The sequence below is a fragment of the Paenibacillus sp. PAMC 26794 genome (genome assembly GCF_000316035.1).
Lineage (GTDB): Bacteria > Bacillota > Bacilli > Paenibacillales > Paenibacillaceae > Paenibacillus.
Genome location: NZ_ANHX01000015.1, coordinates 1 through 25,781, shown reverse-complemented (window position 1 = coordinate 25,781; position 25,781 = coordinate 1). Strand labels below are relative to the sequence as shown.

22 protein-coding genes are annotated in these 25,781 nt (G+C 44.1%); 15 read left to right on the top strand and 7 right to left on the bottom strand.

The annotated features are described in order from the left end of the window. Window positions 1-26: 26 nt before the first annotated feature. From D829_RS0108975 to D829_RS0108965, 3 genes are all read right to left on the bottom strand, one after another. Window positions 27-857, bottom strand: coding sequence for a carbohydrate ABC transporter permease (locus D829_RS0108975; protein WP_017688542.1), 831 nt, complete (start codon window positions 855-857; stop codon window positions 27-29). Window position 858: 1 nt separating this feature from the next. Next, entirely contained in the window at window positions 859-1,731 is an 873-nt protein-coding gene (locus D829_RS0108970; protein ID WP_017688541.1) for a sugar ABC transporter permease, read from the bottom strand. 68 nt (window positions 1,732-1,799) lie between these two features. After that, window positions 1,800-3,113, bottom strand: coding sequence for an ABC transporter substrate-binding protein (locus tag D829_RS0108965; protein ID WP_017688540.1), 1,314 nt, complete (start codon window positions 3,111-3,113; stop codon window positions 1,800-1,802). A gap of 206 nt (window positions 3,114-3,319) precedes the next feature. On the opposite strand from D829_RS0108965, the gene D829_RS0108960 reads away from it, so the two are divergent. The 4 genes from D829_RS0108960 to D829_RS34010 all read left to right on the top strand — a co-directional run bounded on the left by D829_RS0108960 (window position 3,320) and on the right by D829_RS34010 (window position 9,234). Beyond that, window positions 3,320-5,083, top strand: coding sequence for a histidine kinase (locus D829_RS0108960; protein WP_017688539.1), 1,764 nt, complete (start codon window positions 3,320-3,322; stop codon window positions 5,081-5,083). Window positions 5,084-5,105: 22 nt separating this feature from the next. Continuing rightward, on the top strand, window positions 5,106-6,632 hold the full coding sequence (locus D829_RS0108955; RefSeq protein ID WP_017688538.1) for a response regulator: 1,527 nt from the start codon (window positions 5,106-5,108) through the stop codon (window positions 6,630-6,632). Window positions 6,633-6,875: 243 nt separating this feature from the next. Beyond that, complete coding sequence (locus D829_RS0108950) at window positions 6,876-8,861, top strand: methyl-accepting chemotaxis protein (RefSeq protein WP_051153912.1); 1,986 nt, start codon at window positions 6,876-6,878, stop codon at window positions 8,859-8,861. A 190-nt stretch (window positions 8,862-9,051) separates the two neighbouring features. After that, the gene (locus tag D829_RS34010; protein WP_241230753.1) at window positions 9,052-9,234 is read left to right on the top strand and encodes a hypothetical protein; all 183 of its coding nucleotides are present in this window, start codon (window positions 9,052-9,054) and stop codon (window positions 9,232-9,234) included. A 196-nt stretch (window positions 9,235-9,430) separates the two neighbouring features. On the opposite strand, the gene D829_RS0108940 is transcribed toward D829_RS34010, so the two are convergent. Continuing rightward, window positions 9,431-11,755 carry an MMPL family transporter gene (locus D829_RS0108940; RefSeq protein WP_017688535.1) on the bottom strand — a complete coding sequence of 775 codons (2,325 nt, stop codon included), beginning with the start codon at window positions 11,753-11,755 and terminating at the stop codon, window positions 9,431-9,433. A 20-nt stretch (window positions 11,756-11,775) separates the two neighbouring features. Then, the gene (locus D829_RS0108935) at window positions 11,776-12,423 is read right to left on the bottom strand and encodes a TetR/AcrR family transcriptional regulator (RefSeq protein ID WP_017688534.1); all 648 of its coding nucleotides are present in this window, start codon (window positions 12,421-12,423) and stop codon (window positions 11,776-11,778) included. A gap of 236 nt (window positions 12,424-12,659) precedes the next feature. Between D829_RS0108935 and D829_RS0108930 the strand changes: the two genes are divergently transcribed. From D829_RS0108930 to nspC, 5 genes are all read left to right on the top strand, one after another. Continuing rightward, window positions 12,660-13,553 carry a TetR/AcrR family transcriptional regulator gene (locus tag D829_RS0108930; RefSeq protein WP_017688533.1) on the top strand — a complete coding sequence of 298 codons (894 nt, stop codon included), beginning with the start codon at window positions 12,660-12,662 and terminating at the stop codon, window positions 13,551-13,553. A gap of 216 nt (window positions 13,554-13,769) precedes the next feature. After that, entirely contained in the window at window positions 13,770-15,029 is a 1,260-nt protein-coding gene (locus D829_RS0108925; RefSeq protein WP_017688532.1) for a cytochrome P450, read from the top strand. A 163-nt stretch (window positions 15,030-15,192) separates the two neighbouring features. Beyond that, window positions 15,193-15,651: a nucleoside deaminase gene (locus D829_RS0108920; RefSeq protein WP_017688531.1), complete on the top strand. Its 459-nt coding sequence runs from the start codon at window positions 15,193-15,195 to the stop codon at window positions 15,649-15,651. Between the two features lie 543 nt (window positions 15,652-16,194). Beyond that, on the top strand, window positions 16,195-17,433 hold the full coding sequence (locus tag D829_RS0108915; protein ID WP_017688530.1) for a saccharopine dehydrogenase family protein: 1,239 nt from the start codon (window positions 16,195-16,197) through the stop codon (window positions 17,431-17,433). Window position 17,434: 1 nt separating this feature from the next. Continuing rightward, window positions 17,435-18,562, top strand: coding sequence for a carboxynorspermidine decarboxylase (gene nspC / locus D829_RS0108910; RefSeq protein WP_017688529.1), 1,128 nt, complete (start codon window positions 17,435-17,437; stop codon window positions 18,560-18,562). A 100-nt stretch (window positions 18,563-18,662) separates the two neighbouring features. Here nspC and D829_RS0108905 read toward each other — a convergent pair whose 3' ends face one another. Beyond that, the gene (locus D829_RS0108905) at window positions 18,663-19,418 is read right to left on the bottom strand and encodes an SDR family NAD(P)-dependent oxidoreductase (RefSeq protein ID WP_017688528.1); all 756 of its coding nucleotides are present in this window, start codon (window positions 19,416-19,418) and stop codon (window positions 18,663-18,665) included. 111 nt (window positions 19,419-19,529) lie between these two features. Here D829_RS0108905 and D829_RS0108900 point away from each other — a divergent pair, with 111 nt between their 5' ends. Then, entirely contained in the window at window positions 19,530-19,886 is a 357-nt protein-coding gene (locus D829_RS0108900; RefSeq protein WP_017688527.1) for a MerR family transcriptional regulator, read from the top strand. A 90-nt stretch (window positions 19,887-19,976) separates the two neighbouring features. Continuing rightward, window positions 19,977-20,849: a YitT family protein gene (locus D829_RS0108895; RefSeq protein ID WP_017688526.1), complete on the top strand. Its 873-nt coding sequence runs from the start codon at window positions 19,977-19,979 to the stop codon at window positions 20,847-20,849. Between the two features lie 68 nt (window positions 20,850-20,917). Here D829_RS0108895 and D829_RS0108890 read toward each other — a convergent pair whose 3' ends face one another. Then, window positions 20,918-21,589: a cyclase family protein gene (locus D829_RS0108890; protein ID WP_017688525.1), complete on the bottom strand. Its 672-nt coding sequence runs from the start codon at window positions 21,587-21,589 to the stop codon at window positions 20,918-20,920. Window positions 21,590-21,749: 160 nt separating this feature from the next. On the opposite strand from D829_RS0108890, the gene D829_RS0108885 reads away from it, so the two are divergent. The 4 genes from D829_RS0108885 to D829_RS0108870 form a co-directional block, all read left to right on the top strand. Further along, window positions 21,750-21,944, top strand: a complete 195-nt coding sequence (locus tag D829_RS0108885; protein WP_017688524.1) for a hypothetical protein — start codon at window positions 21,750-21,752, stop codon at window positions 21,942-21,944. Between the two features lie 180 nt (window positions 21,945-22,124). Beyond that, the gene (locus tag D829_RS0108880; RefSeq protein ID WP_017688523.1) at window positions 22,125-24,095 is read left to right on the top strand and encodes an AraC family transcriptional regulator; all 1,971 of its coding nucleotides are present in this window, start codon (window positions 22,125-22,127) and stop codon (window positions 24,093-24,095) included. Window positions 24,096-24,124: 29 nt separating this feature from the next. Continuing rightward, window positions 24,125-24,709: a nitroreductase gene (locus D829_RS0108875; RefSeq protein ID WP_017688522.1), complete on the top strand. Its 585-nt coding sequence runs from the start codon at window positions 24,125-24,127 to the stop codon at window positions 24,707-24,709. 330 nt (window positions 24,710-25,039) lie between these two features. Further along, a partial coding sequence (locus tag D829_RS0108870; protein WP_017688521.1) for a serine hydrolase domain-containing protein occupies window positions 25,040-25,781 on the top strand: 742 nt, incomplete at its 3' end.

The following is a 25,781-nucleotide window of genomic DNA, read 5'->3' as shown; positions in this document are numbered from 1 at the left end:
ATCAGAGTTATGCGAGAACATAAGGTTTAACCTTTAACTGCACCGGCAGTAAGGCCGCTGACGATATATTTTTGCCCGAATAGATACAGGATGAATACAGGCAGCGAAGTAAGCACAAGATTGGCGAAGATCAGGTTCCAGTCCCGGCTATATTTGCCATAGAAATTGTAGATCGATAGTGGCATCGTCCAAGTGGAACTGTCTGTCAGGAAGTATACCGGAATTGTGATATCATTCCAGACGGACATGAACACCATGATGGCTACCGTTGCGTTAACGGGCAGGATGAGCGGTGTGACGATGCGGAAGAACACGCCGAACACACTTGCTCCTTCCAGAAATGCCACTTCGTCCAGCGCTCGTGGAATGGTTTTAATGAATCCACTATATAAGAATACACTGAAGGCTGTATTTAACGCGGCGTAGATCAGGATAACACTTGTGATGCTGCCGTAGAATCCCAATCCCTGTACAACCCGTATGGTCGTAATAATCGACATTGGTGCAATCAGTCCCATGAAGAAATACATGTAGATCGTGCCGGATAGTTTGGTTTCCCGACGTGCCAGAATGAATGCCGCTGCCGAAGAGGCAACGATATTAATAATGGAAGATACACCAGTAATCAAAATGCTGTTGAAGAACGCTCGCGACAGACCGCCTTCCTGGAAGACACGAACATAGTTCGAGAACTGCCATGTTTCCGGGAAACTCAGGGAGAAGCTGAGCACTTCGGCGCTGGTTTTGAATGAACCAAAGATCAGAATGACAAGCGGCAACAGAACGATAAGAGAGGCCAGAATCAGGAAACCTTCCACGATATAGTTGCGGATGGCGAGTTTGCGTGTATAGCCCATGTTATTCCGTAACCTCCTTACGCCGCATGAAGATCAATAGCGGTATAGCGATAATAGTAACGACCACGAACAGAAGGGTGTTGACCGCGGTACCAAGTCCCCAGTTGCCTTCGCCGAAAGATCGCAGAATGATCGTACCTACGACCTGGGAAGCGTTACCGGGGCCACCACCGGTCATGACATATACTTCGGAAAATACTTTGAGTCCACCGATTAATGTCAGCATCAGGTTAATGTTAATGGCGGGCAATAAGAGTGGCAGTGTAATTTTGAAAAAACTTCTCCACGAACTTGCGCCATCAATCTTGGCTGCTTCGTAATACTCTTGAGAAATGGACTGCAGGCCCGCCAGATAGATGGCCATCTGGAACCCGGCACTCTGCCAGATCGAGACGATGGCAATCGTCCAGATCACAATCGATGGGTTGGTCAGCCAAGCTTGGCTTAACGAATGTAATCCTACAGCTTCCAACAAATTGTTGATTGTACCTTCGGTACGCAACATGGGAGTAAACAGAATGCTGATCACAAGAATGCTGAGTATGGAAGGGGAGTAGAAGATGGCGCGCAGCAGGTTCTTGGTTCTTAATCGCATGTTAAGTCCTACGGCCAGCAATAGGCCGATGACATTCTTGCCAACGACGGTGACAATTGCAAATATCGCCGTGTTTTTCAACGCCAGAATAAGCGTTTTGTCTGAGAAAATTTTCTGGAAATTATCCCACCCGATGAACTTCAGCTCTAGCCGGTCCAGCCGCCAATCGGTGAATGAATAATAGAAAGCAGCGAGAGCAGGCACGACGAAGAAGATGGAGTAGATAATCAGTGCGGGAAATATCATGTAATACGAGTACAGATTTTTAGTCCTTTTCATGTCTCACACTCCGTTATAGCCAGGCAGCATAACGGTCGATCCTGTTATGCTGCCTTATATTTCACTCTTTAGAAACCTTCTACACCTTTATCCTGCATCAGCTGACTGAACTTCTCATCCCAGGATTTCAGTACTTCTTCCGGTGACAAACCGCCTGCAAATTGATCCTGTAACAACCGATACAGTTCGCTGCGGTCGACCAGCATGTATGCATCCGTTGTCAGCACGGTTTTCTTCGGGGTAATATAATTGTCTACAATATCCTGTTTGTAAGCTGGCAGTTCCGGTGTAGTAACGTCACTGAAATTGGATACGTATCCTTTGGAATCGACGATCTGTTGTGCGACATCCTTGGAAGCGATATAGTCCAGGAACTGTTTGGCTTCATCCAAATGTTTGGATTTCTTCGGAATGAACAGTTGTCCGCCCAGTGGACTTGCACCCAGACTGGCATTATCCGACGATGGAATCGGGAATACGCCCAGTTCCATATTTGGATCTTGCTCGGCCACGCCTTCGATTAACCAATCGCCCATAAACATCATGGCAACTTCCTTGTTCAGGAATTTACCTACGGCCATGTCATAGCTGTCACTAAGCACATCCGTGTTGGTGTAACCTTTGGTGTAAATCTCATATTGTTGTTCCAGGAATGTTTTGAATTCCGGGATATCAGACCATTTTTTCTTATTTCTGTTCAGCTCATCAAAAAAAGTCGGTTCATTTTTGGCTACAAAATCGGCAAAAGCTGCAGCAGGCCAGATGTTGGCAGCCCAGGCATCTTTGTACGGCATGAATACAGGTGTAATGCCACTTGCTTTGATTTTTTCACAGATCGCCAGGAATTCTTCGTAGTTGGTTGGAATCGACAACCCGAGTTCTTCAAAGATTTGTTTGTTATAAACGACCCCTTGCATCCCTGTATCTTGGCTGACATGGAAGCTGTAGAGATGGCCACCAGAAGAGAGGACGTCTTTGTTCACAATTCTGCTCGCCCAAGGCTCGTTATCCAGAATCTCGAAGTTACGTTCAAGGTTCAGGTCTGTGACTGCGCTCGCCAGATTGTATTGAATAATGTCAGGCGTTTCATCTACAGCCAGTTTGGTCTGCAGTACAGTTGTCGTTTGTTCCGCTGGAATCAGCTGCAAATTGACACGAATGTTCGTTTGTTTTTCGAATGCATCGAGAATGTCCTGCTGGATGAAGGCAGAGTCCTGAGAACTTTTAGAGATCGCCAGCTCCAATGTGACTTTGCCACTCTTGCTGTCCCCACCAGCAGCTGTTCCGGAATCCGTACCTCCTGATCCACAAGCGGTTAACGAGACCGATAATAAACTGGCCAGAATAATGGAAAACGCCTTTTTTCTTTTTGTTGTTTTCAATGCTAATCCCCCTCTAAAACGTGTAGTGAATCCGTTTACAAGTCCGATTATAGATTCTTTTCTAGCCCCGGTACATGTCTGTGCTTGAACGTTGATGTGTAAAATCCTGAACTTGAAATCGCTATCATTTCATGAAATACCGTGATAGAGTAGACATGAATATAAGGGATTTCACATCATGTCAGAACAGGAGGGCATCTCTGAGAATGGCAAAGCTCATACATAAAGCAACTCAATTCAGTTTGCAGACAAAGGTGTTTCTGACATTTCTGGCTCTGCTTTTGTTCGTGCTGGGCTGTTTTATCGTTTATGTGAATGTGATCGTTGTCCGCCCGCTCAAACTGAAAACAGAGCAGGATACGCTCGTTACAGCTACGAAGGTAAGAGAGCAAGTTGATCTATACGTAGAACAACAGAACCAGATGTCGCAGCGAATATTATCCAGCAAAAATATATTTGTAGCCATGGACAAGAGCTCCTCAGCGCATAGTAATTATGAAAGGCTGAAACAGATTCGGATCATCAAAGACATTATGTTTCAGGCCATCGGGCCGAGTATGAATATCAAGGACATTTCCATCTACGACAATCACGGTGTTCTCCTGACATCATATCTGGGTTCGGGCAATCCTCCCGCAATCCTGAACACCATGATGGAGAGTAGTCAGATCGGACGAGATTGGACGGAAAGTGGTTTTGTTCTGCTGCGTCAAGACGATACGATCTCCTTTGTGCGCACGATCAATGATCAGAACGGCAAGGTGTACGGTTATCTTAGCATCCAGATGGAACAGGCCTATATACAGAATCTGACGGAGGGCATTACCGCTGGCGATGTCTATATTCTGAATACACAAGGGGAGCAGATGACAGGTTCGGAAGCGGGTGTGACATTTGCCAATTGGACAAAGCCTGCATCAGACGAGGGACTGGATATGGACAAAGATGACAATTATATCACACATTCCACTTCACCCAGTACAGGTTGGATCACGTATATCATAACGCCCAAAAAATCTGTTCTAGGCTCGATCCATTCGGTTCAGACGATGTCCATCCTGCTGATTACAGCACTGATGCTGGTTTCGTTTGTGTATATCTTCTTGTCGACACGTAACCTGCTGCTGCCTATCCGCAAGCTACGCGGTCAGATCTGGCGCATGAACTACAGCAATATGAATCTGAAAGTGGATGAAACGCCGAAGAATAACGATCTCTTATTGCTGAATGAAGCCTTTCAGGATCTGATGGAGAGGCTGCAGCAATCGATTGACCGGGAAAAATCGGCGCTTCATGAAGAAGTAAAGGCGCGTAATTCAGCGCTGCAAGCCCAGATCGCACCTCATTTTATTCATAATGTTCTATATCTGATCAGTATTGCCGCGCAAGAGGGGAAGACCAAAGTTGTATCGGATATGTGCAAACATCTCTCGGACAGTCTGCGTTATATTGTCTCTTCACCATACGCGCATGTGACTTTGGCTGAGGAGCTTCAACATACGAGACATTATCTGTCCCTTGTACAACAAAAGTACGAAGAGGATCTGGAGTGGGACATCTGTGCTGACGAACTGGCGAACGAAATCCGGTTGCCACGGTTGGTCATTCAGCCGTTTGTGGAAAACTGCATTGAACATGCCTTTGCAAACACCGCGCCACCTTGGCATATCCGCATTACCGTGAAGCAATATAACGGATTATGGGCTTTGGAGATCAAGGATAACGGAGAGGGGTTTCCACCGGATAAGATCCAGGAGATTTTAACCAATATTCAGACATCCGGAACCGGAATGAACCAGACTGCCGATCGTGCCACAGCCCTTGGTAACATGGGGATGATCAACAGTGTCAATCGACTCAAACTAATGTATAACAACCGGCTCTTTATTAATATCTTTAACAATCATGCGGAAGAGCAACATGGAGCAACGATTCAGATCATCGGCTCACTGACGAAGGATTTTTACTAACTAGGAGGCGTAGGCATAGGTGATGTATAACGCGATGATCGTTGAGGATAGCAAACCGATATTACGTAATATTAAAATGCTCTTGGAGACGCTCAACTTCCCGATTCGTGTAGCGGCTACGGCAACGAATGGAGAGGAAGCTTTGGCAGCGATAAAGCAGTCACCGATTGATCTGCTGTTGACAGATATTCGAATGCCGAAAATGGATGGCCTGTCCCTGATTGAGCAAGCCAAGCTTGCCAACCCGGATATGAAGGTCATTTTAATTAGTGGGTACAGCGATTTTGAATACACAAGAAAAGCATTGAACCTGCAAGTGTTTGATTATTTGTTAAAACCTGTCGAGCGAGAGGCGCTTGAAGAAGTTATGGGTCGAGTAATTGACCAACTTGATCAACAGATGTCCAAGGAACTGCTGGATTTGCAGGAAATCATTCATCCCCAATGTGAGACTACACCGAAACAAGGGGAGGATTTTCCACCCTTATTCAGCCAGATGATGATCATTATGAGCAAACAACCCTTCACCGCAGGACATGAACAATGGGTGCAGGTGGAACTTGAGGCTATATTGCAGGATTTTTTTACATTCCATCCATGTCGTGTGTACACCAGTCAAACTCCATATCAAATTATTGCTTTTGTCAACAAAAGTGCACTTGAGGTGTACTCTTCCGTACATGAATGTCTTGAATCGTTGCGACGGCATTTGGTTGCGTATGACATCGATGCGATCATTGGAGGACAACTCCTATTCGCTGAGTCTGGTAATCTGCCTGAACTCTATCACCGCATGTCGTCCATTTTGTCTGAGCAGCGACGATTGAAACAAGGAATAGTGTTGGATACGGGGAATCCGGTGTCGATGGCCAGATCCGAGTCAGGCTGTCTGGATTCGGTGCAGGAATCTGCTTTTGTACACATGATACAGGCTCGGCAGAAAGAAAGGTTTACTCTTAAATTATCCGAATTGCTGAATCGATGGGCAGAGGAAAATGTACATATGACCGAATTGGAGCGGTTTATCGGATTGGTCGTAGACACGTTTGCTCATCTGTACGAGGAACAGGGTTCGGGAATGAGATTGGGTCTGGAGCTTCGGTCAAGACAATTCGCTCAGTCACAGTCCTATGCCGATTTTTGCCGGGAACTGACGGAATGGACGGGGCAGTGCTTCGATATGCTGCAATCCCACGTCCGAAAAAGCAAGGCGATCCTGTTCGAACAAATTGACGATTACGTAAAACTGAATAAATACTCTTCATTGTCTATCAACGACATTGCCATGAAGTTTCACGTTAGCCCGTCGTATGTCAGCAGAGTGATCAAAAATGCAACTCAAATTACGTTTGTTCAGTATTACACCCGGCTTCGCATTCAGGAGGCCTGTAGGCTGATGGAAAGTCAACCGGACATGAAGTTTAAGGAAGTATCCGATTTGCTGTCATTTAGCGACCAGCACTATTTCTCGAAGGTGTTTAAGGAATATACGGGGTTAAGTCCTACGGAATATAAACAACAGATGTCTGGTAGTAAGCCCCAATCATAGCTAACAATCCCTTTTTATTTATGTTATAATACTAAACAAATACGGCTTGTTACTGAATTCATTCAGGCAATACCTATGTATATACACGCTCAACGTTTCTTTGGGTGTGCATATATATGGGTTTTTTTGCGTTTACTTGCCGATTGATTCTACCAAAAATGAATAAAGAGAGGAAGAATGAACTTGAAAAAGGAAAAGAAAAAAAGGTCATTTTATAAGAAAGGAGGAGCCGCTTTACGATTGATGAGCACTAGACTCATTGCAGCTTTCCTTGCGGTACTTATTATCCCGACAGCACTTATCGGTTATTTTTCATATGATAGTGCCAAAGATCAGGTGCAACAAAAAATGACAGATCCCATCAATACCATTTTAACGATGACAGGGCAGCATATTAACAATTTGGTAGGGGAAAAAGCAGAATTATTGAGTTATATCGACAGTATGTATGGCTCCGCTCCCAGTCAGGCGAACAACGAAGCAGTACAAGTAGGAATCGACCAATTAGCTGATACATATCCTGATATTCTTGCCATAACTGTGGGCAGCGACCAAGGTGGTGTTATATCATCTCCAGCAATAGAGGATGCAACATATGATCCACGCAGCACAGAATGGTACACCAATGGTATGAGTAACAATGGATCACTCTATTTTTCGAGTATTATGACAGATCCAGTATCCGGGAAGATTTATGTAGAAATTTCAAAGGCTCTTTCAAATCAACAACGTGTAGCAAGTATCAAACTTGATCTGGAGCGATTAGCAAAAGAAATATCTTATGTGGATGTAGGAGGTAATGGGAGCCTGATTGTGGTTGACTCCAATCGAACAATCGCAGCTTGGTCCGGAGCCATTGTAAAAGGTGGGGGAGGAGAACTCGGCGGAGCGCTCATCGAGGGAATTCCAGTTCATCCGAATACGGCTTCAAGTTCCGATGAACCGATGGCATTTTCCCAATTTGTTAGAACGGATCTGGCGTATGATTTGGAGGTGTATAACGGTGTTAATGCTTTGACGGGTTGGAATGTCATTGCTTTGATGGGCCATGAAGACTTTATCGCTGCAGCGAAGCCTATTATGGTATCGAGTCTAACCGTCATTGCTGTATCTGTATTGATTGCCGGTGTTATTATTTTCTTCATTCTGAGATCTTTTATTGTACCTATGCAAAAACTGAGAAAGGCCACCCGCAGCGTAAGCGAAGGGAATCTGTCTGAACGGGTTAATCTTAAAACCGAAAACGAATTTGGTATATTGGCAAATGATTTTGATCAAATGACCAGTTCCCTTCAATCGGTGGTTGCTGAACTTCATCAGACATCATCGTTGTTGAGCCACTCTTCACAAATGATTCAGGAGAGCACAGAACAAACGACTCAATCGGTTCAACATGTGGCTGAAACCATGCAACAGACTGCCGAATCAGCTATCGTTGGGGCGGAGAATTCGGAACAAACCGCGAATGCCGTAGAAGAAATGGCTAGGGGCATCAGTACAATTGCAGAATCTGCGAGTGCGATTGTGGATTCGGCTGAAGAGACGGAGCGCGCTGTCGCTAATGGCGGGAAAACGATAAATCAAGTCGGAGAACAAATGGAACACATTCTCGGAGCTGTTGAAGAAACCTCGGCATTGATTAACGAGCTGTCCAGTCTATCCGCTGAAGCCAATCGAATGAATGAAGCGATTGCTGATATCTCTCGGCAAACCAATCTTCTATCACTGAATGCCTCTATTGAAGCATCAAGAGCAGGAGAACACGGAAAAGGTTTTGCTGTCGTTGCTGGTGAGGTACGAACGTTATCGATGCAATCCAAACAAAGTGCAGACGAGATTGGCGCTACCATTGGCAAAATGCTTGATCTGATTGCTAAATCCACATCTCTTATGAATGATAAAGTTCGTAATCAAGTCGGTGAAGGAATGCGGATCAGCCAAGAAGCTTCTGCAACCATATCCAACATTGAACAATATACAACTCACATCGTGGATCAAATTCAGGATATTTCCGCTGTCTCCGAACAGTTGTCAGCCAGTACGGAAGAAGTCTCGGCTACCGTTGCCGCGATGAGTCATATCTCTAAAGTGTCGGCTGACAGTGCCCAGACGACTTCAGCAGCAGCCCAAGAGCAAATGGCGGCGATGCAGGAGATATCCGCATCATCTGCACAGCTATCCAAAACAGCTGAGAATATGCAAGAATTGGTTCGTCGGTTTACGCTCTAGTCCAATTAAAGAAATTAAAGCACAAAAACAAGTCGCTATATTAGCGGCTTTTTTTGTATTTTAGTTTTCCTTTATTCCGGACGAAACGGGTTCGCAGATCAGATTAAAAAGGTAGGAAAATGCAATAATTCAGTGAATTTGTATATGAAGAGATCTGATAAAATGAATGAAAAGATAGGACGGGGAACCCATGAAAAAGCCGATGATCGGTGTTCTGCCTTTGTACGATACAGACAAAAAAAGTTACTGGATGCTTCCAGACTATATGAACGCCATAGAGGGAGCAGGGATGGACTTGTCGAATCCGTGGTCATGCCAAACCGTTCATTTGTTTTGGCTGTGCAGTGGCATCCAGAGTACAGCTGCAACGTAGATGACTATAGTCAAACGTTATTTGCGGCGTTTGTTAATGCTTCTGAATCCCCGCCCTATACTATCCATATTGAAGACATCACCGCATAAATTTGGAGTAGAAAAAAAGACCTCCTGTTTATAAAAACAGAGGAGGTCTTAGTATTGGTGAATGCAGTCGTAATAGTAATCGTGGTATCACCATTCTATTGTCAGGATTATTTTAATCCAGACTTCGTGTTGGCATGCTCTTCAGCATTCAGGGAAGCAATCAGCTTCTCGCCTTCAACATCCAGGTTTGGCAGAATGCGATCCAGCCATTTTGGAAGTGCCCAAGCTTTGTCTCCGAAAATAGCCATGATGGCAGGGACCAAGCCCATTCGGATGATGAAAGCATCAATCAGAATGCCTACCGCCAAAGTGAAACCAATCTGCTTGATCATGACATCGTCAGTGAATATAAATCCTGCAAATACAGAGACCATAATCACTGCTGCGGCAACAACCACGCGACTTACCTGATTGTATCCATGAACAACGGATTCGGTCCCGCGATGACCATGCACATAGGATTCCCGCATGGAGCTAACAAGGAAGACTTGATAGTCCATCGCAAGGCCATACAGGATACCTGTCACGATAATCGGCATAAAGCTCAGCAGCGGGCCGCCGGTATCAAAACCAAAGAGCGAATGCAGCCAGCCCCATTGGAATACAGCAGTTGTGATCCCGAATGTAGCCAGGATACTAAGCAGGAAGCCAATTGTTGCTTTGATGGGAACGATGATCGAACGGAATACGAGTAACAGGATAATCAGCGAGAGCAGGATTATGATGCCTACATAAATAGGGAACACCTGCGCCAGTTTGGCGGACATATCGATGTTAACAGCTGTAAGTCCAGTAACCCCAAGCTTCACATCATAGGTCTGTGCGATGCCGGAATCAGCCGAGCGCAGATCGTTGACCAGTGTTTTAGTGAGAGTATCGTTAGGACCTGTTTTTGGAATGAGACTAAAGATAGCCAAATCCTCTGTCATACCAAGCGGTGTAACCTGTGCAACGTTGTTTTGACCTTGGAGCTCCATCACCAGACCACCCAAGAGTTCCGGCGTGACTTTTGCGGAAGATTGATTAGGCTCTGCGACCAGAATAAGTGGCCCGTTGAATCCTTCTCCGAAGCCTTCCGAGATAGCATCATAGCTTTGTCTTGCGTCCGTATCGAGATTCGCTGAGGAAGCGCCAGGGATACCCATTTCCATTTTCGTAATAGGTGTCGCGGCAAAACCAAGAATGACGATGATGGCGATAATGGTCGCCCAACGATTTTTGATAACGAATTTCACCCATCTGTCCGCGACTCCGCGGCTAGTGGATTTAGGATGTTTCGTGCTTTTCTCACGAGCTTTGGAGGAACAGATGCGTTCGCCTACCAATCCCAGTAAAGCTGGCAACAGGGTTAAAGCAACGAATACGTTGATGAGCACGGTGGCAGCTGCGACCAAAGCCATCGTAGACAAGAATGTTAGACCAATGACAAGCATACCGCACAGTGCAATAATGACGGTTAATCCGGCAAAAAATACTGCGCTGCCCGATGTACCAATGGCTCTGGCCGTTGCTTCTTTTGCGCTCAAGCCTTGATCAATGATCATTCGACGTTGGCGATTGACAATGAAGAGAGCGTAATCGATTCCAACAGCCAATCCAACCATGAGAGCCAGGACGGAAGTAACACTAGGCATTTCGATGAATTTGGAGATGGAGAACGCGCCACCAACTCCAATGGCAACTCCGAGGAGTGCGGTGATCAGAGGTAGACCTGCTGCAACAACGGAGCCAAGGGTGATCAGCAATACAATGACAGCAATGACCAGTCCGACAATCTCTGCCGAGCCGACTCCAATCGATACCGTTTTGAGCGTTTCGCCCGGCAGCACCTTAATATTGGTTCCTTGCTCTACCGTCATAACGGACTGAATAACGGAATCAAATACATCCTGTGTTATGGCAGACTGTTCAATTGTAAATTGGAACTGGAACAGTGCAATGCTGCCGTCCGAAGAGATCAGCATTCCAGGTACAGGAACACCATCAATCATCAAAGGTCCATAGGGAGGAGGCGTGGTTGTTGCGGATTGCGCCATATCAGTAGCCTGAGCATTCTGAGCCATCTCCGCCTGAGCACCCGAATTACCCGCTTCAGCTGCATAGTCCGCAGGGTTAATGACTTTGTCTAATCCGTAAACTTCATTGACACCTTTCATCATGGCAGCCAAACGTTCAGGCGTATCCAAACGCTCGTTGTCCGGTGCCTTGAAAACAACACTTCCTTGACCGCCGGAGGCGGCTGGCAGTTCTTTTGCCAATTGATCCAGAACCTTCTGTGACTCTGTGCCTTCAATCTTCATTTCGGAACTGATGTGAATACCATTGATGCTGATCATGGAGATGACAATTCCCAGAATTAAAACCCAGCCAATGATGAAGGTTACAGGTTTGCTAAAAGCGGTTTTCCCCACTCTGTATAATAATGTAGACATTTCTCTATTTTACACTCCCTCTAAGATGAATGTGGATGGTTAGCTTGTTCGAATCCTGTTCGCAAGTGACCAAACATGGTTTCTAAAAATTGATCGAACGTTACAGCACCGGGCTTGGTATCTTCAGTAATGACTTGTCCGGGCAGCAACACATTGAGTCTTCCATCAATTAATGGCAGTATGGTGCCGTACATTGCATTAATTAGAAGATAAGTATAAATCTCGTCGTGCTTTCCGTTAGATAAGTCTAATAAGGTTTCTTGTGCCTGCGTCTGCATTCGGTGCATGGCTCCAAGGTAATGCGGTTCAAGCACGGGATAGGTCTGGGATAGCGAGAGTAGCTGATGAAGCCTTCCAATTAGTTCTGTTGTAAGTTGCATCTTGATCAGGTTATACAGTACGTCAAGCAAGGAGGCATTATCAGGCATTTCGGTAAGTAACTCTTCGAGTTCCGTTGTATTCTGCACGGATATTGCGCCTCTTGCTACAGCTTCTTCCTTACATGTGAAGTAGTTTGCAAATGTTCTACGTGAACAACCCACCTGATGTACGATATCTTCGACCGTAAAGCCATCAAGCCCATGTTCAAGGGTAAGTTCAAATGCAGCACCAGCAAGCGCTTTTTCAGTCGCTTCTTTTTTCAAATGTCGCAAGTTTCGTTTGATCATTATTCTCCGCTTATGCGTTCACCTCCAACACCAATGACTATGGTTTAATTCTTTTTAAGAAGAGCAGACTTACTGAATATGCACTTTGTGAGGTTTATCATAACAACAAGTTGCTCATTGTGCAAATTTACTCATTGTGCAATTATTTTATATGACGGCTATACTGCGAATCAATGCTTCAACTCCTGAGGAATGAATGTTAAAATCAATAGAAAAACTTGGGGCGATAACGAGATATGAGTAGTCGTAAACAAAGTTTATTGGAAACAGCACTTGCACTATTTTTAGAGCATAGCTATGCAAATACAACAATCCAGATGATCCTGGATCAATCAGGTGTATCCAAAGGCACATTCTACAAATTCTTCAGTTCGAAAGAAGACTGTTTATATTCGATTATTGATCAGCGCATGCAAGAGGATGTGTTCATTCGCAAAGAGCTTGAACAAAATCACTATACATCGGATTATGACCTGCTCGTAGATCAGATTGCGATTCCAATGTCCTTACCTAATAAAGAGCGAGTATGGGAATTATATTGGACGGGTTTTTATTCCGGGGAGATCAACTCAGCCAAACTGGCTACAGTTCACCTAAACTGGCTGTCCACACGCTTGATTCAGGTGTACGGGAACGACATTAGTTTATATGCCAACGAAGGGGCAATATTGTGCTATGGCATATTACATCAGATTGCCAACACATCAAGAAGTCTAAATACACCAAAACCGGTATGGAGCGAAGTGGTTCCAAAAGTACTAACGTACATTGAAGTGATCCTAAGAACAATGCACCAGAGAAATGAACATATTTTCGACTTTCAGTCTCTCTATTTTCTGAATGCCGATGAGCGTAACCATGATATGGGTCTGGACATCGATAATGTATTGATCGAATTTGATGAGTTCAACAAACGTGTTCAAAAATCCAAGGAATCTGCATCATTGAAGCAACTTTCGAAGGGGCTTTTAGCGTTATTACAGGATAAAGAGGATATAAATATTCCTGTAATCGAAGTGGTGCTTCAAGCGTTTCACAAAGAGTACAAGTCCAGTGCGTTTCAATCTGAAGCCAATAGACTGACCGAAGCTTGTTGGTGGTACTTGGAACTGGTGAAGCAACGTAATTAATATGGGGTTGGCTCAAAGCCAACCTCTTTTTTATGCTTTTTTATGCTGGTAGTTATTATTAATATACTATTAGTATATTCATTAATTGTTGTTATAACAGTTCTTTTATGCTGTTTAAACTATGGAGTTTGAAATTAAATATACGAGTAGTATATAATCGGAATGAACATATATTTCCATAGATTTGAATAACTTCACTTCGAAAGGAAGATTTATATGAATAACTCGAATAACCAGACAACAGAAAAAGCAGAATTCAGTTTATTTAGCGAAGAAAATAGCAAAGATCCATTTGCCATGTTTGCACAGATGCGTGTCAAAGGCTCCGTTGTCCCTATTCCTAATCCGATGGGTGGAGCAGGGCAAACCTGGATTGTAACTCGGATGGACGTTGCCATGGAAGTGTTGAAAGACCACTCTCGATTTACGGTAGAAATGAACTCTATTGATAGTGGCAATGATATTCGAAAGAATCTCTCAGGCGAGCTTGGGTCATCTGAACCCCAGACCTTTTTTACCGGAAAGTCGATGCTCTTTGTTGATGAACCGGATCACCGAAGACTGCGTAGCCTGGTTTCCAAAGCGTTCACGCCAAGATATATAGAAAGCCTGCGTCCACGCGTCCAGGAAATTGCCGATGAGTTGATTGACCAATTTGAAGTAGAAGGAGAGATGGATCTTGTAAAAGACTATGCCTATCCTTTCCCAATCAACGTTATTTCCGAAATGTTGGGTATACCTCAGGAAGACCGACCTCAGATTCATGTATGGTCTGAAGCCATTGCAAAAGGTCTTGGTTTCGGTAAACAGGACCCTACCGTAGCGCAGCACTTGCGATCATTCGCAGAGTACACTGCACAGCTTGTAGCGAACAAACGAGTGGAACCTTCAGATGACCTCATCAGTCAATTAATTGCGATTGAGGAGGAGGGTGATCGATTGAATGAAGATGAATTAATATCCATGATCACGTTATTGATATTTGCTGGACATGAGACAACTTCCAATCTGATTGCAACTGGTTCTTATCTTCTTCTGACCCATCCCGAACAACTGGAACAACTGAAACAAGATCTGAATCTGGTTCCTTCTGCGGTGGAGGAGTTGCTACGATATAACGGACCCGCCACTTCTTCAGGTCCTCGTTATGCAACGGAGGATACGGAACTGGATGGACAATCGATTCAAAAGGGAGATGTTGTGATTCCTCTTTTGAAATCAGCGAATCGGGACGAGCAGCAATTCACTGATCCGGAAGAATTGGATATTGCACGGAAAATAAAACGGCATTTAGCCTTTGGACACGGCATCCATATGTGTCTTGGCGCTCCTCTTGCTCGTGTGGAGGGGGACGTGGCGTTTACTACGCTTTTACGTCGACTACCGGATCTTCAGCTCAGTATTCCTCAGGAAGAGATTCATTGGCACTCTGCTTTGTCATCACAAGGATTGGCATCGTTGCCTGTTAAATTTTAATAGATGAACTTATTATGACTCATTGGAGTATGACGAATTTTCGTCATACTCTTTATTTGTATTGATGATAGAATGGAATGAATAAGAAACAGGTCAAGGGATTGAACGAAGCTTAATGTGAAAGATAAAATGGGTACATAATTTCTATTGTGGAGGTAACCATATGAATAAAGATGAATTTTTTATGCATAAAGCCATTGAGATTGCTATGCAAGCTCGCAAAGAAGGAAACGAACCATTCGGAGCTATTCTGGTGAAAAATGGAGAAGTGGTCATGATTGGGGAAAATAAAATCAACACTTTTAGTGACCCTACGCATCATGCCGAAATTGGACTTATCCGAAAGTATTGTTCCGAACATCATGTGTTTGACCTGAGCGAATACACTCTGTATACGAGTTGTGAACCGTGTGTGATGTGTTCCGGTGCGATGGTTTGGTCGAATCTGGGTAGGCTGGTGTATAGCGTATCCCATGATCAATTAGCGGAAATTGCTGGAGGCAACATCATGATCGCGTGTGAAGAAGTATTCGAAAAAAGTCCTCAAAAGCCTGAAGTAACAGGGAAATTACTGGGCGCAGAAGGCTTAAAAGTCTTCGAAGGATATCAATTTCATTCCTAGTCGTTATCCGTTCAAAAAATAATTTTTGATAATTGCTTGATTTTTTTTTCAACGTCTGATAGTGTAAGACCTGTGATTTTGGGAAGTTTACTTATCAATATGAATTAGAGCTTTCCAGCAGATAATTTTGACCACTTCACCAGGAAGTTAAGGCCATACGGACAGCCGGGTCAAACGCCGATTGGCAACTTACGTTGCTTTATTGATTGAGTTCAAAGCTCAAATTTTATAAGTTGGTTACTTTACAACCAGTGCAATTGCACATCAACTTGTGAAACGGTCAATAAGAGTGGTAAAGGCGAATTATTTGCTATATAGACTCTGATCCAATATTGATATACATGAAGGAGCTTTCCGCCAAAGGAGTTTTTGCGAACTTTTTTGGTCATGGAGACTTCACGTCTTTTTTATGATGTATATCGATAAGCAAGTGTGATGATGCGCGATTGCGGGCATTTTTCACCTTGCTTTTTTTGTTGTCTTGTTGTTGTCACTGTATTAAACCAATTAAAAAAAATACATATTGGGATAGGAGAATGTAAAATGGGAAAAGCACTAATCATCGGCGCCGGCGGCGTTGCTTCCGTGGCAGTACACAAATGCGTTCAAAACAGCGAAGTTTTTGAGGAAATCTGCATCGCGAGTCGTACGAAATCCAAATGTGATGAACTCAAAGCCAAGCTGGACGGCGGAAAAACAAAAATTACAACAGCACAAGTTGATGCTGACAATGTTGACGAACTGATCGCTTTGATCAACGAAGTTAAACCGGATATCGTTATGAACCTTGCTTTGCCGTATCAAGATCTGACAATCATGGATGCTTGCCTTGCAACTAAAACAAATTACATGGACACAGCTAACTATGAGCCACATGATACAGCGAAGTTTGAATACAGCTGGCAATGGGATTACAAAGAGCGTTTTGAACAAGCAGGCATCACTGCATTGCTCGGTAGTGGATTTGACCCAGGAGTGACTGGCGTATTTTCCGCTTATGCCCTGAAGCACTACTTTGACGAAATTGAGTACATCGACATTCTGGATTGCAATGGCGGCGACCACGGCTATCCGTTTGCAACTAACTTTAACCCTGAGATCAACATTCGCGAAGTATCTGCGAACGGAAGATACTGGGAAAATGGTGAATGGATCGAAACGAAACCGATGGAAATCAAACGTGTCTATGACTTCAAAGAAGTTGGCGAGAAAGACATGTACCTGTTGTACCATGAGGAACTGGAATCTTTGGCGAAAAACATGCCAGGTCTGAAACGCATTCGTTTCTTCATGACATTTGGTCAAAGCTACCTGACTCACTTGAAAGCTCTTGAAAATGTAGGCATGACTTCAATCGAGCCTATTGAATATGAAGGTAAACAGATTATTCCACTGCAATTCCTGAAAGCAGTACTGCCTGATCCAGCATCCCTTGGACCACGTACTGTAGGTAAAACAAACATTGGTTGTATTTTCAAAGGTAAAAAAGACGGCCAAGACAAAACATATTATGTGTACAATATCTGTGATCACCAAGAGTGCTACAAAGAAGTGGGTTCCCAAGCCATCTCGTACACAACAGGCGTTCCAGCTATGATCGGTGCAGCAATGGTCATGACAGGAAAATGGAACAAACCAGGCGTATACAATGTAGAAGAGTTCAACCCAGATCCATTCATGGAAGAGTTGAACAAATGGGGCCTCCCATGGGTAGAAGACTTCAACCCGGTACTCGTTGATGAGCTGCCAGAAGAAGTTAAAGAATCGGAGCTTGTTCGTTAAAATGCGGTTCGAGCAATTACCGACACCATGTTTTGTTGTTGACGAGGCGCTTATTGAGAAAAACCTGAAAATCCTGAACGGTGTTATGCAGCGTACAGGTGCCAAAATCGTGCTGGCTCAAAAAGCATTCTCCATGACTGCGATGTATCCGCTGATTGGAGAATACCTGAGCGGTGCAACGGCGAGCGGTTTGTATGAAGCGCGTCTGGGCCATGAGGAAATGGGCAAAGAGAATCATGTCTTTGCTCCAGCATACCGCGCAGAAGAGATCGACGAGATTCTCTCCATCTGCGACCATATTATTTTCAATTCATTTTCGCAGCTTGCAAAATTCAAGGATAAGGCGCTTCAAGCTGGCCGTAAGGTCGGCTTACGCGTCAACCCTGAATGCTCTACCCAAGAAGGACATGAGATCTACGATCCGTGTTCTCCGGGTTCGCGTTTTGGCGCGAAACTGGAGGATTTCGATGCAGATATGTTGGAAGGTGTCTCCGGATTACACTTCCACACGCTGTGTCAGCAAAATTCCGATGATCTGGAGACTACGCTGAATGCAGTGGTCGAGAAATTCGGACAATGGTTGCCGCAGATGGAATGGATCAACTTCGGCGGCGGACACCATATCACACGTGAAGATTATGATATTCCAAGACTGGAAGCATGCATCAAGCGTATGCAGAACGATTATGGCCTGGAAGTATATCTGGAGCCGGGAGAAGCTGTTGCGTTGAATGCGGGTTATCTGGTGACCTCTGTACTGGACTTCCATAAGAACGGTATGGACATTGCCATTCTGGATACTTCAGCTACATGCCATATGCCGGATGTGCTGGAAATGCCATATCGCCCGCCGCTGATTGGTTCGGGAGAAGTGGGCGAGAAGGCGCATCTGTATCGTCTTGGTGGACAAACCTGTCTATCCGGTGACGTGATTGGGGATTATTCATTCGATCAGCCTTTGCAAGAAGGCGACCGTCTGGTATTCGAGGACATGGCGATTTACTCCATGGTGAAAACCAACACGTTCAACGGCATGCCGCTTCCAGCGATTGCAGTCAAAAGAAAAGACGGCGATTGCGAAGTTGTCCGTGAATTCGGATATCAGGATTTCAAAATGAGGCTGGCATAATTACTTCATTATATAGTAAGTATTAATATATTATAGAATTGAAAATAAATACAAAGAAGGGAACCTGGAGACAGGTTCCCTTTTTAACGTTAACTGATGTTTAACGTCTTGCAGCGTACGGAAAAATCGGTTCTCTTAGTTCAAAATCATACGTCAACCCATCAACAATGCCGACTACACTTTCACTGTCATACAACTCCAGCAAAAATCCAGCCATTTGTTCCGCCGTATGGAATTTGGGAACTCTGCCTTCATATTCAAACTCGTCTACATTAAAGGAATGTTTCGCAAACTCGGTCTCGGTTGCAGCCGGTGCGAGAACTTTGGCTTGCATCGCTGCGTTCTTACCTTTTAACTCTTGCGCAAGTCCTTCCGTAAAGGCACTTACATAGAACTTGGTTGCGCAGTAGGTTACTGCATCGGCTACAATCGTATATCCACCACCAGAGGAGATATTAATGATCTGTGTGCCATCAACATCTGCATAATCACGTACATACAGGGAAGAAAGAATCGTAAGAGCTTCTATATTTAGATGAAGCATCTGTTCAATCTTGGGCAGATGTTGTTCGCCCACGGAAGCAAAATTTCCGAATCCGGCGTTGTTAATCCACGTCTCAATGGAGTAAGCCTGAAGACTCTCATAGAATTCATACACATTAGCGACAATGGACAGATCCACTGTACGAATGACAACATCCAGAGCAGGATTGATTTCAGCTACTTTTGCTTTTAACTTGTCCAATTCATCGGTTCTGCGTGCTGCCAGGATTATATTTTTGCCACGAGCTGCAAAAGCTAAAGCCGCTTCATATCCAATGCCTGAACTGGCACCGGTAATCACTGTATATTTCATGGGAATTCCTCCTGGATCTGATTTCATTTTTTATTGTGATGTGACCACGAGTTGATTATACTGATTAGAGCTTACTCTAAGTCAAGCGGGAAAATGGAGGGGAGGTTAACCATGCATACCATTGGTGAAGTGGCAGAATTACTCCATATCAGTGCACATACGTTGCGTTATTATGAGAAGGAACAGATTGTAACTCCTCTCCGAGATGCCAGTGGAGACAGGCGATACAACGAGTCACACCTGAAGTGGCTGCAATTTGTGATCAAATTAAAAGAGACTCAAATGCCCATTGCTATTATTAAGAAATATGCGTCCTTGTTTCAGGAAGGGGAGCATACGGCGGCGGATCGTTTGAAGCTGCTGGAGGAGCATAAAGAGTCGATTCAAAAACAGATGCACATACTTAACACAGCAGATGAGATGCTTGAGCATAAAATTTCGTCGTATCGGGCGCTCATCGGACAATGAAGTAACACACACAAATGACGATCTATTGCCAAAACGGTGATTTTTATTATAGACTGTTTTTTATCGGTTGTTCATCAAGGGGGAAATGCAATGCATCAAAACAGAAAACAAAAGTCAAACAAGTTAAAGATCCTCTCCAAAGTATTATTGATTATCATTGGGGGATTTATAACGGCATATGGCCTCGAAGCCATATTGATCCCGAATAATGTCTCAGATGGTGGTGTCACAGGTCTGAGTATCGTAGGATCACAGCTGTTCGGATTACCACTGGGGATGCTCATCGGGATTATTAACATTCCATTTGTGTGGCTCGGGTACAAGCAAATCGGAAAAAGCTTTGCGTTATATTCGATCATCGGTATTGCTTCACTCGCAATCAGCACCAGTCTGATGCACCATATACCAACCATCATTGAAGGTGATACCTTGCTTGTTACGGTTGTCGGCGGGATTATCATCGGTTTTGGTATGGGACTTGCATTACGTAATGGCGGGGCATTGGATGGCATAGATATGCTAGCTGTACTCCTTTCGCGAAAAGTACCTTTTGGAACCAGTGATCTCATCCTGTTCCTCAACATGTTTGTATTTATTGTCGTTTCTACCGTGTTTGGTCTGCAAGGCGCGATCTTGTCAGGACTTGCGTATTTTATTGCTTCTAAAGTAATACATATTGTTGAAGAGGGCTTGAGCGGCTCCAAAACGTTTAAAATTATTACGAATCAACCTGAGATTATGGTTGAAACCATTCGGGACCGCTTAGGCCGTGGAGCAACGTATACCGAGGCTTACGGTGGCTACTCTAATGAGCAATTCAAGGAAATTACTTGTGTCATTAACCGGATGGAAGAGAGTAAAATTAAAGATATCATTCACGAAATTGACCCAACTGCTTTTGTAGTTGTATACGATGTAGCTGAAGTAAGAGGCGGCAATTTCAAAAAGAAAGATATTCACTAACAAAAAATGCGCTGGTAGGAGGAAACTCTTGTCAGCGCGTTTTTGTGTACCATGTGTATATAAATAAATCAAGCTTCCGTAAAAACTGTACTGAAGCTACTGTCAACACCTTCAATATACAATGGCACAGCATAGACCTTTTCAATTCCAGATAAATCATGGTTTAAATTCATATCCTCTATAAGTAGAATGAACTTGCCATCAACCCGACCTTTCCCGAGTATAATTTGATGAAAAGCGATAGCTTCATCCACATGAATCACAGAGCCTGAAGAGATCATATCCATCCCAACTGCTCGCAATGAATCAAAAACCATCAGATAACTTGCAGCATCCGCTGCAAACCCTGGGTTATGATTACTATAACGAACAGGGTCAGATGACCGAAACTTGCCAAAACCTGTACGTATGAGCAGTAGATCAGAGCCAGCGATCTGATGTTCATACGGCTCCAGGTCAGCTTTGGTAATAAGTTCATCATCACCTTTGGGAATATCGAGGATTGTTGGATGAGTAAAGATAAAGTAGTCTATTGGAATCTCGCTTATTTTTAGACCTTGCGGATTGAAATGCCAAGGCCCGTCAATATGAGTTCCATTATGGTTGAGGGATGTGATGATAAATTGGTTATACAGATCTCCTTGATCTATGCTAGACTGCTGCTGAATCTCAACAGGAGGGTTATCTTTATAAACGGGAGTATTTACACTGAGAGGATAGGACAAGAGGATCCGCTTCATCTGTTGTTCTCTCCTTTATGTCACACGTTCTTTATAATATTTGGACAATGTATGGACTCATATTATGAAAGGAATCGGTACTTCATGCATAAGCACAGCTCTATTATGGAAAACTTCTGTAGTGTGAATAAATGCATGATTTCTATGGGAGGTTAGCATAGTGACAAAGCAGGACCCGCAAGAGCTTTTGAAGCAAAAACATGAACTGGATGAGCAGAAAAGACAGTTCACTAATTTTTCTCGAAATATTTCTGGTCATGGTGAGGTTGAGGCTGGTCAAGAGTTCAGTGTTGACCGGGTACCAGATGATCAAAACCGTATGAAATCGGTTGAGAACAGACGCGGCGAAGTCTAAAACGTTACAACATAAGCCGATCCTTTCATGGATCGGCTTATTCGTGCGTAGCATTTTCTCGAACAGGAAGATATATGTTGTAGTTGAGAATGATTATCGATAGAATGGAGAAAAGTGAAAATATCCGCTGATTTTGCTGATTTTTGCTAACTTAATGGGTTGTGGAAGGTGAAGGAAGAAATGCACGTAGAAGAGCATGTGAAGTTATGGAATTTGGCCACCATTAAAATATGGGATGTGCGTCACGTCGTCGTGCGCGCTGACGAACCAATCTATGCCTACCGATTTCCGGTTAGCGGTTTTATATACACCGTAAGAGGCAATGCAACGATTAAGCTGGACGAAACGATGTACGTGATTGATCAGATGCAAGTCTTGCATGGAGGCAAAGGGGTATGGATGAATATCTCCTTGAACGAAGATCCATTCGAGTATTACTTGATATTCTACCGGGCTAGTATGCCATTATCCAACACTCGTGTGAATCAAGCTCTGCTCAGGCAACATGTCCCGTTTCATGTGCAATATGCTTTCGCTCCAAGCTATCCCATTGACTTATATGATAAAGTCCAAAGAATAGAGCAACAATGGGAACGGACGGATGCGTTCTCGAAATTTCAGGTAAAGACGTTATTTTATCAATTTATTAATGAATTAATGAGGCAGTTAAGTGCACAAGGGATTGAGACTGCCAAGCCCGATCTGGTAGCTCAAGCCGTTCGTTATCTTCAAGAGAACTACATGTTGCCCGTTATGGTCGATCCGCTCGCAGAACTTCTTGATTGTAGTGCCGGGCATCTATCGAGAACGTTCAAGAAAGAGACAGGCAGCAGTCTGATTACCTATTTAACTCGGATACGGCTAGATAGAGCGAAGGAACTACTGTTACAAACAGATGCTTCTCTCCAGAATATCGCCGAATCTATTGGCATTCCGGATGTGATCTATTTTAGTCGTTTATTCAAAAAGCATGTTGGGCTTGCACCAGGTCGTTTCAAGCAAAAATGTATCGCTCTGCCATCTAGTCAGAATAATACTATGCGAGAATCAGAATTGTCCATTGTCAGTACTGTGCTTCGCGGTTATGATCCTATTGATGATGATAATTATTATCAATACAACTCAAAAGGAGACTCACTTACATCTATGAGATCAAGAAAACCTGTCGCATTGCTTCTGATGCTTAGCCTAACATTATTGATATCTGCCTGTTCCCCTTCTCAGGGCAGTTCAGCAACAAGTAGTAATGGAACGAGCGGTAATAATACTCCGTCTACTGAAGTGGCGCAATCAGCTGACCCAGCAGCAAAAGAACGCGTTGTTAAACATCCATGGGGAGAAACGGTCATTCAAGGTGACCCACAACATATTATTTCGTTGTTCCCGGCTGCGACTGACTATTTGTTAGCACTCGGTATTGTACCTCAAGCAGCATCCAGTAATGAGGAGGGGAGTGATCAGTTTCCTACCTATCTTTCTGATCAGTTACAAGGAAAAGAGAATCTGGGCTGGCAGGTTGATCCCAACTACGAAAGCATATTGGCGGCAGAGCCAGACCTGATTATCGGTCAGGATTTCATGAGTGATGCCTATGACAGCCTCAGCAAAATTGCGCCTACCTTGCTGGCAGAGAAGCTGCAGGACGAGCAAGGTATTATTCGTATGAAGACAAGCCTGTTACATATGGGAGAAATGTTAGGGAAGACGGATCAGGCCAAACAGGTCATTGAAGAATACGAAAAGAAGGCTGCAGAAGCCCGTGAGAAAATCAAGCAATCCATCGGAGACGAGACCGTGATGTTTCTGCGTTTATCCGATAAAGAAGTGCGTTATTACAGTAAAAGAAACTATGAGGTTCTGTACGACGATCTAGGCCTGACACCTCCTGTATCCATACCTGACCCGACAGATTCAATGAAAGTAATCTCCATGGAGTCGTTACCATCGATTAATCCGGATCATATTTTCCTGTTGTCATCAGACGATAATGAAACGACAGAATTGCAAAAAACAGCAGTGTGGAAGAGCCTGAATGCTGTTAAAAACAACAATGTCTACATCGTTGACTACGGTTTGTGGTTCCAAGGTCCGGGAGGACCCATTGGACAGAGCAAGATTATAGAAGAAGCGGTGAGTTTCCTTACCCAATAAGAAAACAAGACAGGAGGACGATCCCCCTTATGGAAACGTCTGTAATGGAAAAGATTATTCGTGAACGAAGAACCATTCGTCAGTTCAATGGCAAACCGCTGGCGAAAGAAACGATCATGCACTTGCTGGAAGCGGCCGTGTGGGCACCTGTTCATTCCCGTAAAGAGCCATGGCGCTTCATATTATTTGTAGAAGAAGGTCGGAAGCAATTTGCTGATGCGGTGCTACATACGTTTTCCAAAGATGAGCGGGAGCGCTGGACAGAGAAGCTGCAAAAGGACTATTGCGAATCTATCCAAGCCCATCTGCTGGTTGTGATTGAGGCTGATCCGAGACAACGGGTATGGGAAGATGCTGTGGGGGCTAGTGCTGCCCTTATTCAAAATATTCAACTTCTGGCATGGGAGCAGGATATCGGCGTAGTGTGGAAGACGAATGAATATAATTTTGACCCTGATTTCTACGCCAAGACAGGTGTAAAAGCAGGGGAGAGAATCATTGGCACACTTCATCTGGGGTATTTTGATACAAACAAGGTTCCCAAACCTCGTCCTCGCACACCCGTAGAAGAATTGATGACCTTTGTCTCCACGGCAAGAGCGGAAGTACAGTAGTAGTGATACTTCATACGGTTCCGAGCTGTGAAACGAACTCATTGTAAGCCGCGAACATAGCGGCTTTTTTGCATAATTGAATATCGATGTTGATTGGATATCAGACATTGAGGAGTTCAAACTGTTTCTGATTAACGTTATCTCACACTGCTGCCAAATCATGAACGAAGTGAAATACAAATTCGGCGGTCAATAAATGGATGGTTGAGGCCATTTAGGTGGTGGTCAATCGTTGTAAAAGGTCGTATATTAATAATATGTCGATTGTGGGATTGAATATGGACCACATCGCAAAATGATAAACGATTTTACATAGAAGGACGGGAAAAAATGGACTTTAAACCGCTTGCTTCATTTATCGACCGCATTACATCCTGGCGTATACCGTGGGCAGAGGTGCTGGTGATGCATCGAAATGATACCGTTTTCCATTATCGTAATGGATACGCCAATCTGGAAGAGAAAACACCTATCGGTGATGGAGCGATCTTCAATCTATACTCCATGACCAAAATCATGACCTGCGTGGCAGGATTGCAACTGGTGGAGAAAGGGGCAATGCTGTTAAGCGATCCCTTGTCTGATTATCTGCCAGAGTACGCTGAGATGACGGTAAAGAAAACGATGCCGAACGGGGAGCTCCGACTGGAAAAGGCGACAAGAGCCATTACAGTACGTGATTTGTTCACCATGACTGCCGGGTTCTCGTATGACGTGGGTAGTCCAAGCATTCAAGAAGCTGTAAAAAGCACCGACGGAACATTGCCAACACGTGACTTCGCGAGAGCGCTTGCGAAAGAACCGTTGCTGTTTGAACCAGGGACACACTGGAATTACAGCATGTGCCATGATGTGCTAGGAGCCTTGGTGGAAGTGGTAAGTGGCAAACGCTTTGGTACGTATCTGCGGGACGAAATTACTGGACCCCTTGGCATGAACGATACAGCATTTAATCTGAACGATGAGCAGCAGAAGCGCCTGATTCCACAGTATGCTTACAATGATGAGCTTGAAAAGGCTGTACGTTTGGACGGCAATGGATTCCGTGTGGGTACGGAGCTGGAAAGCGGCG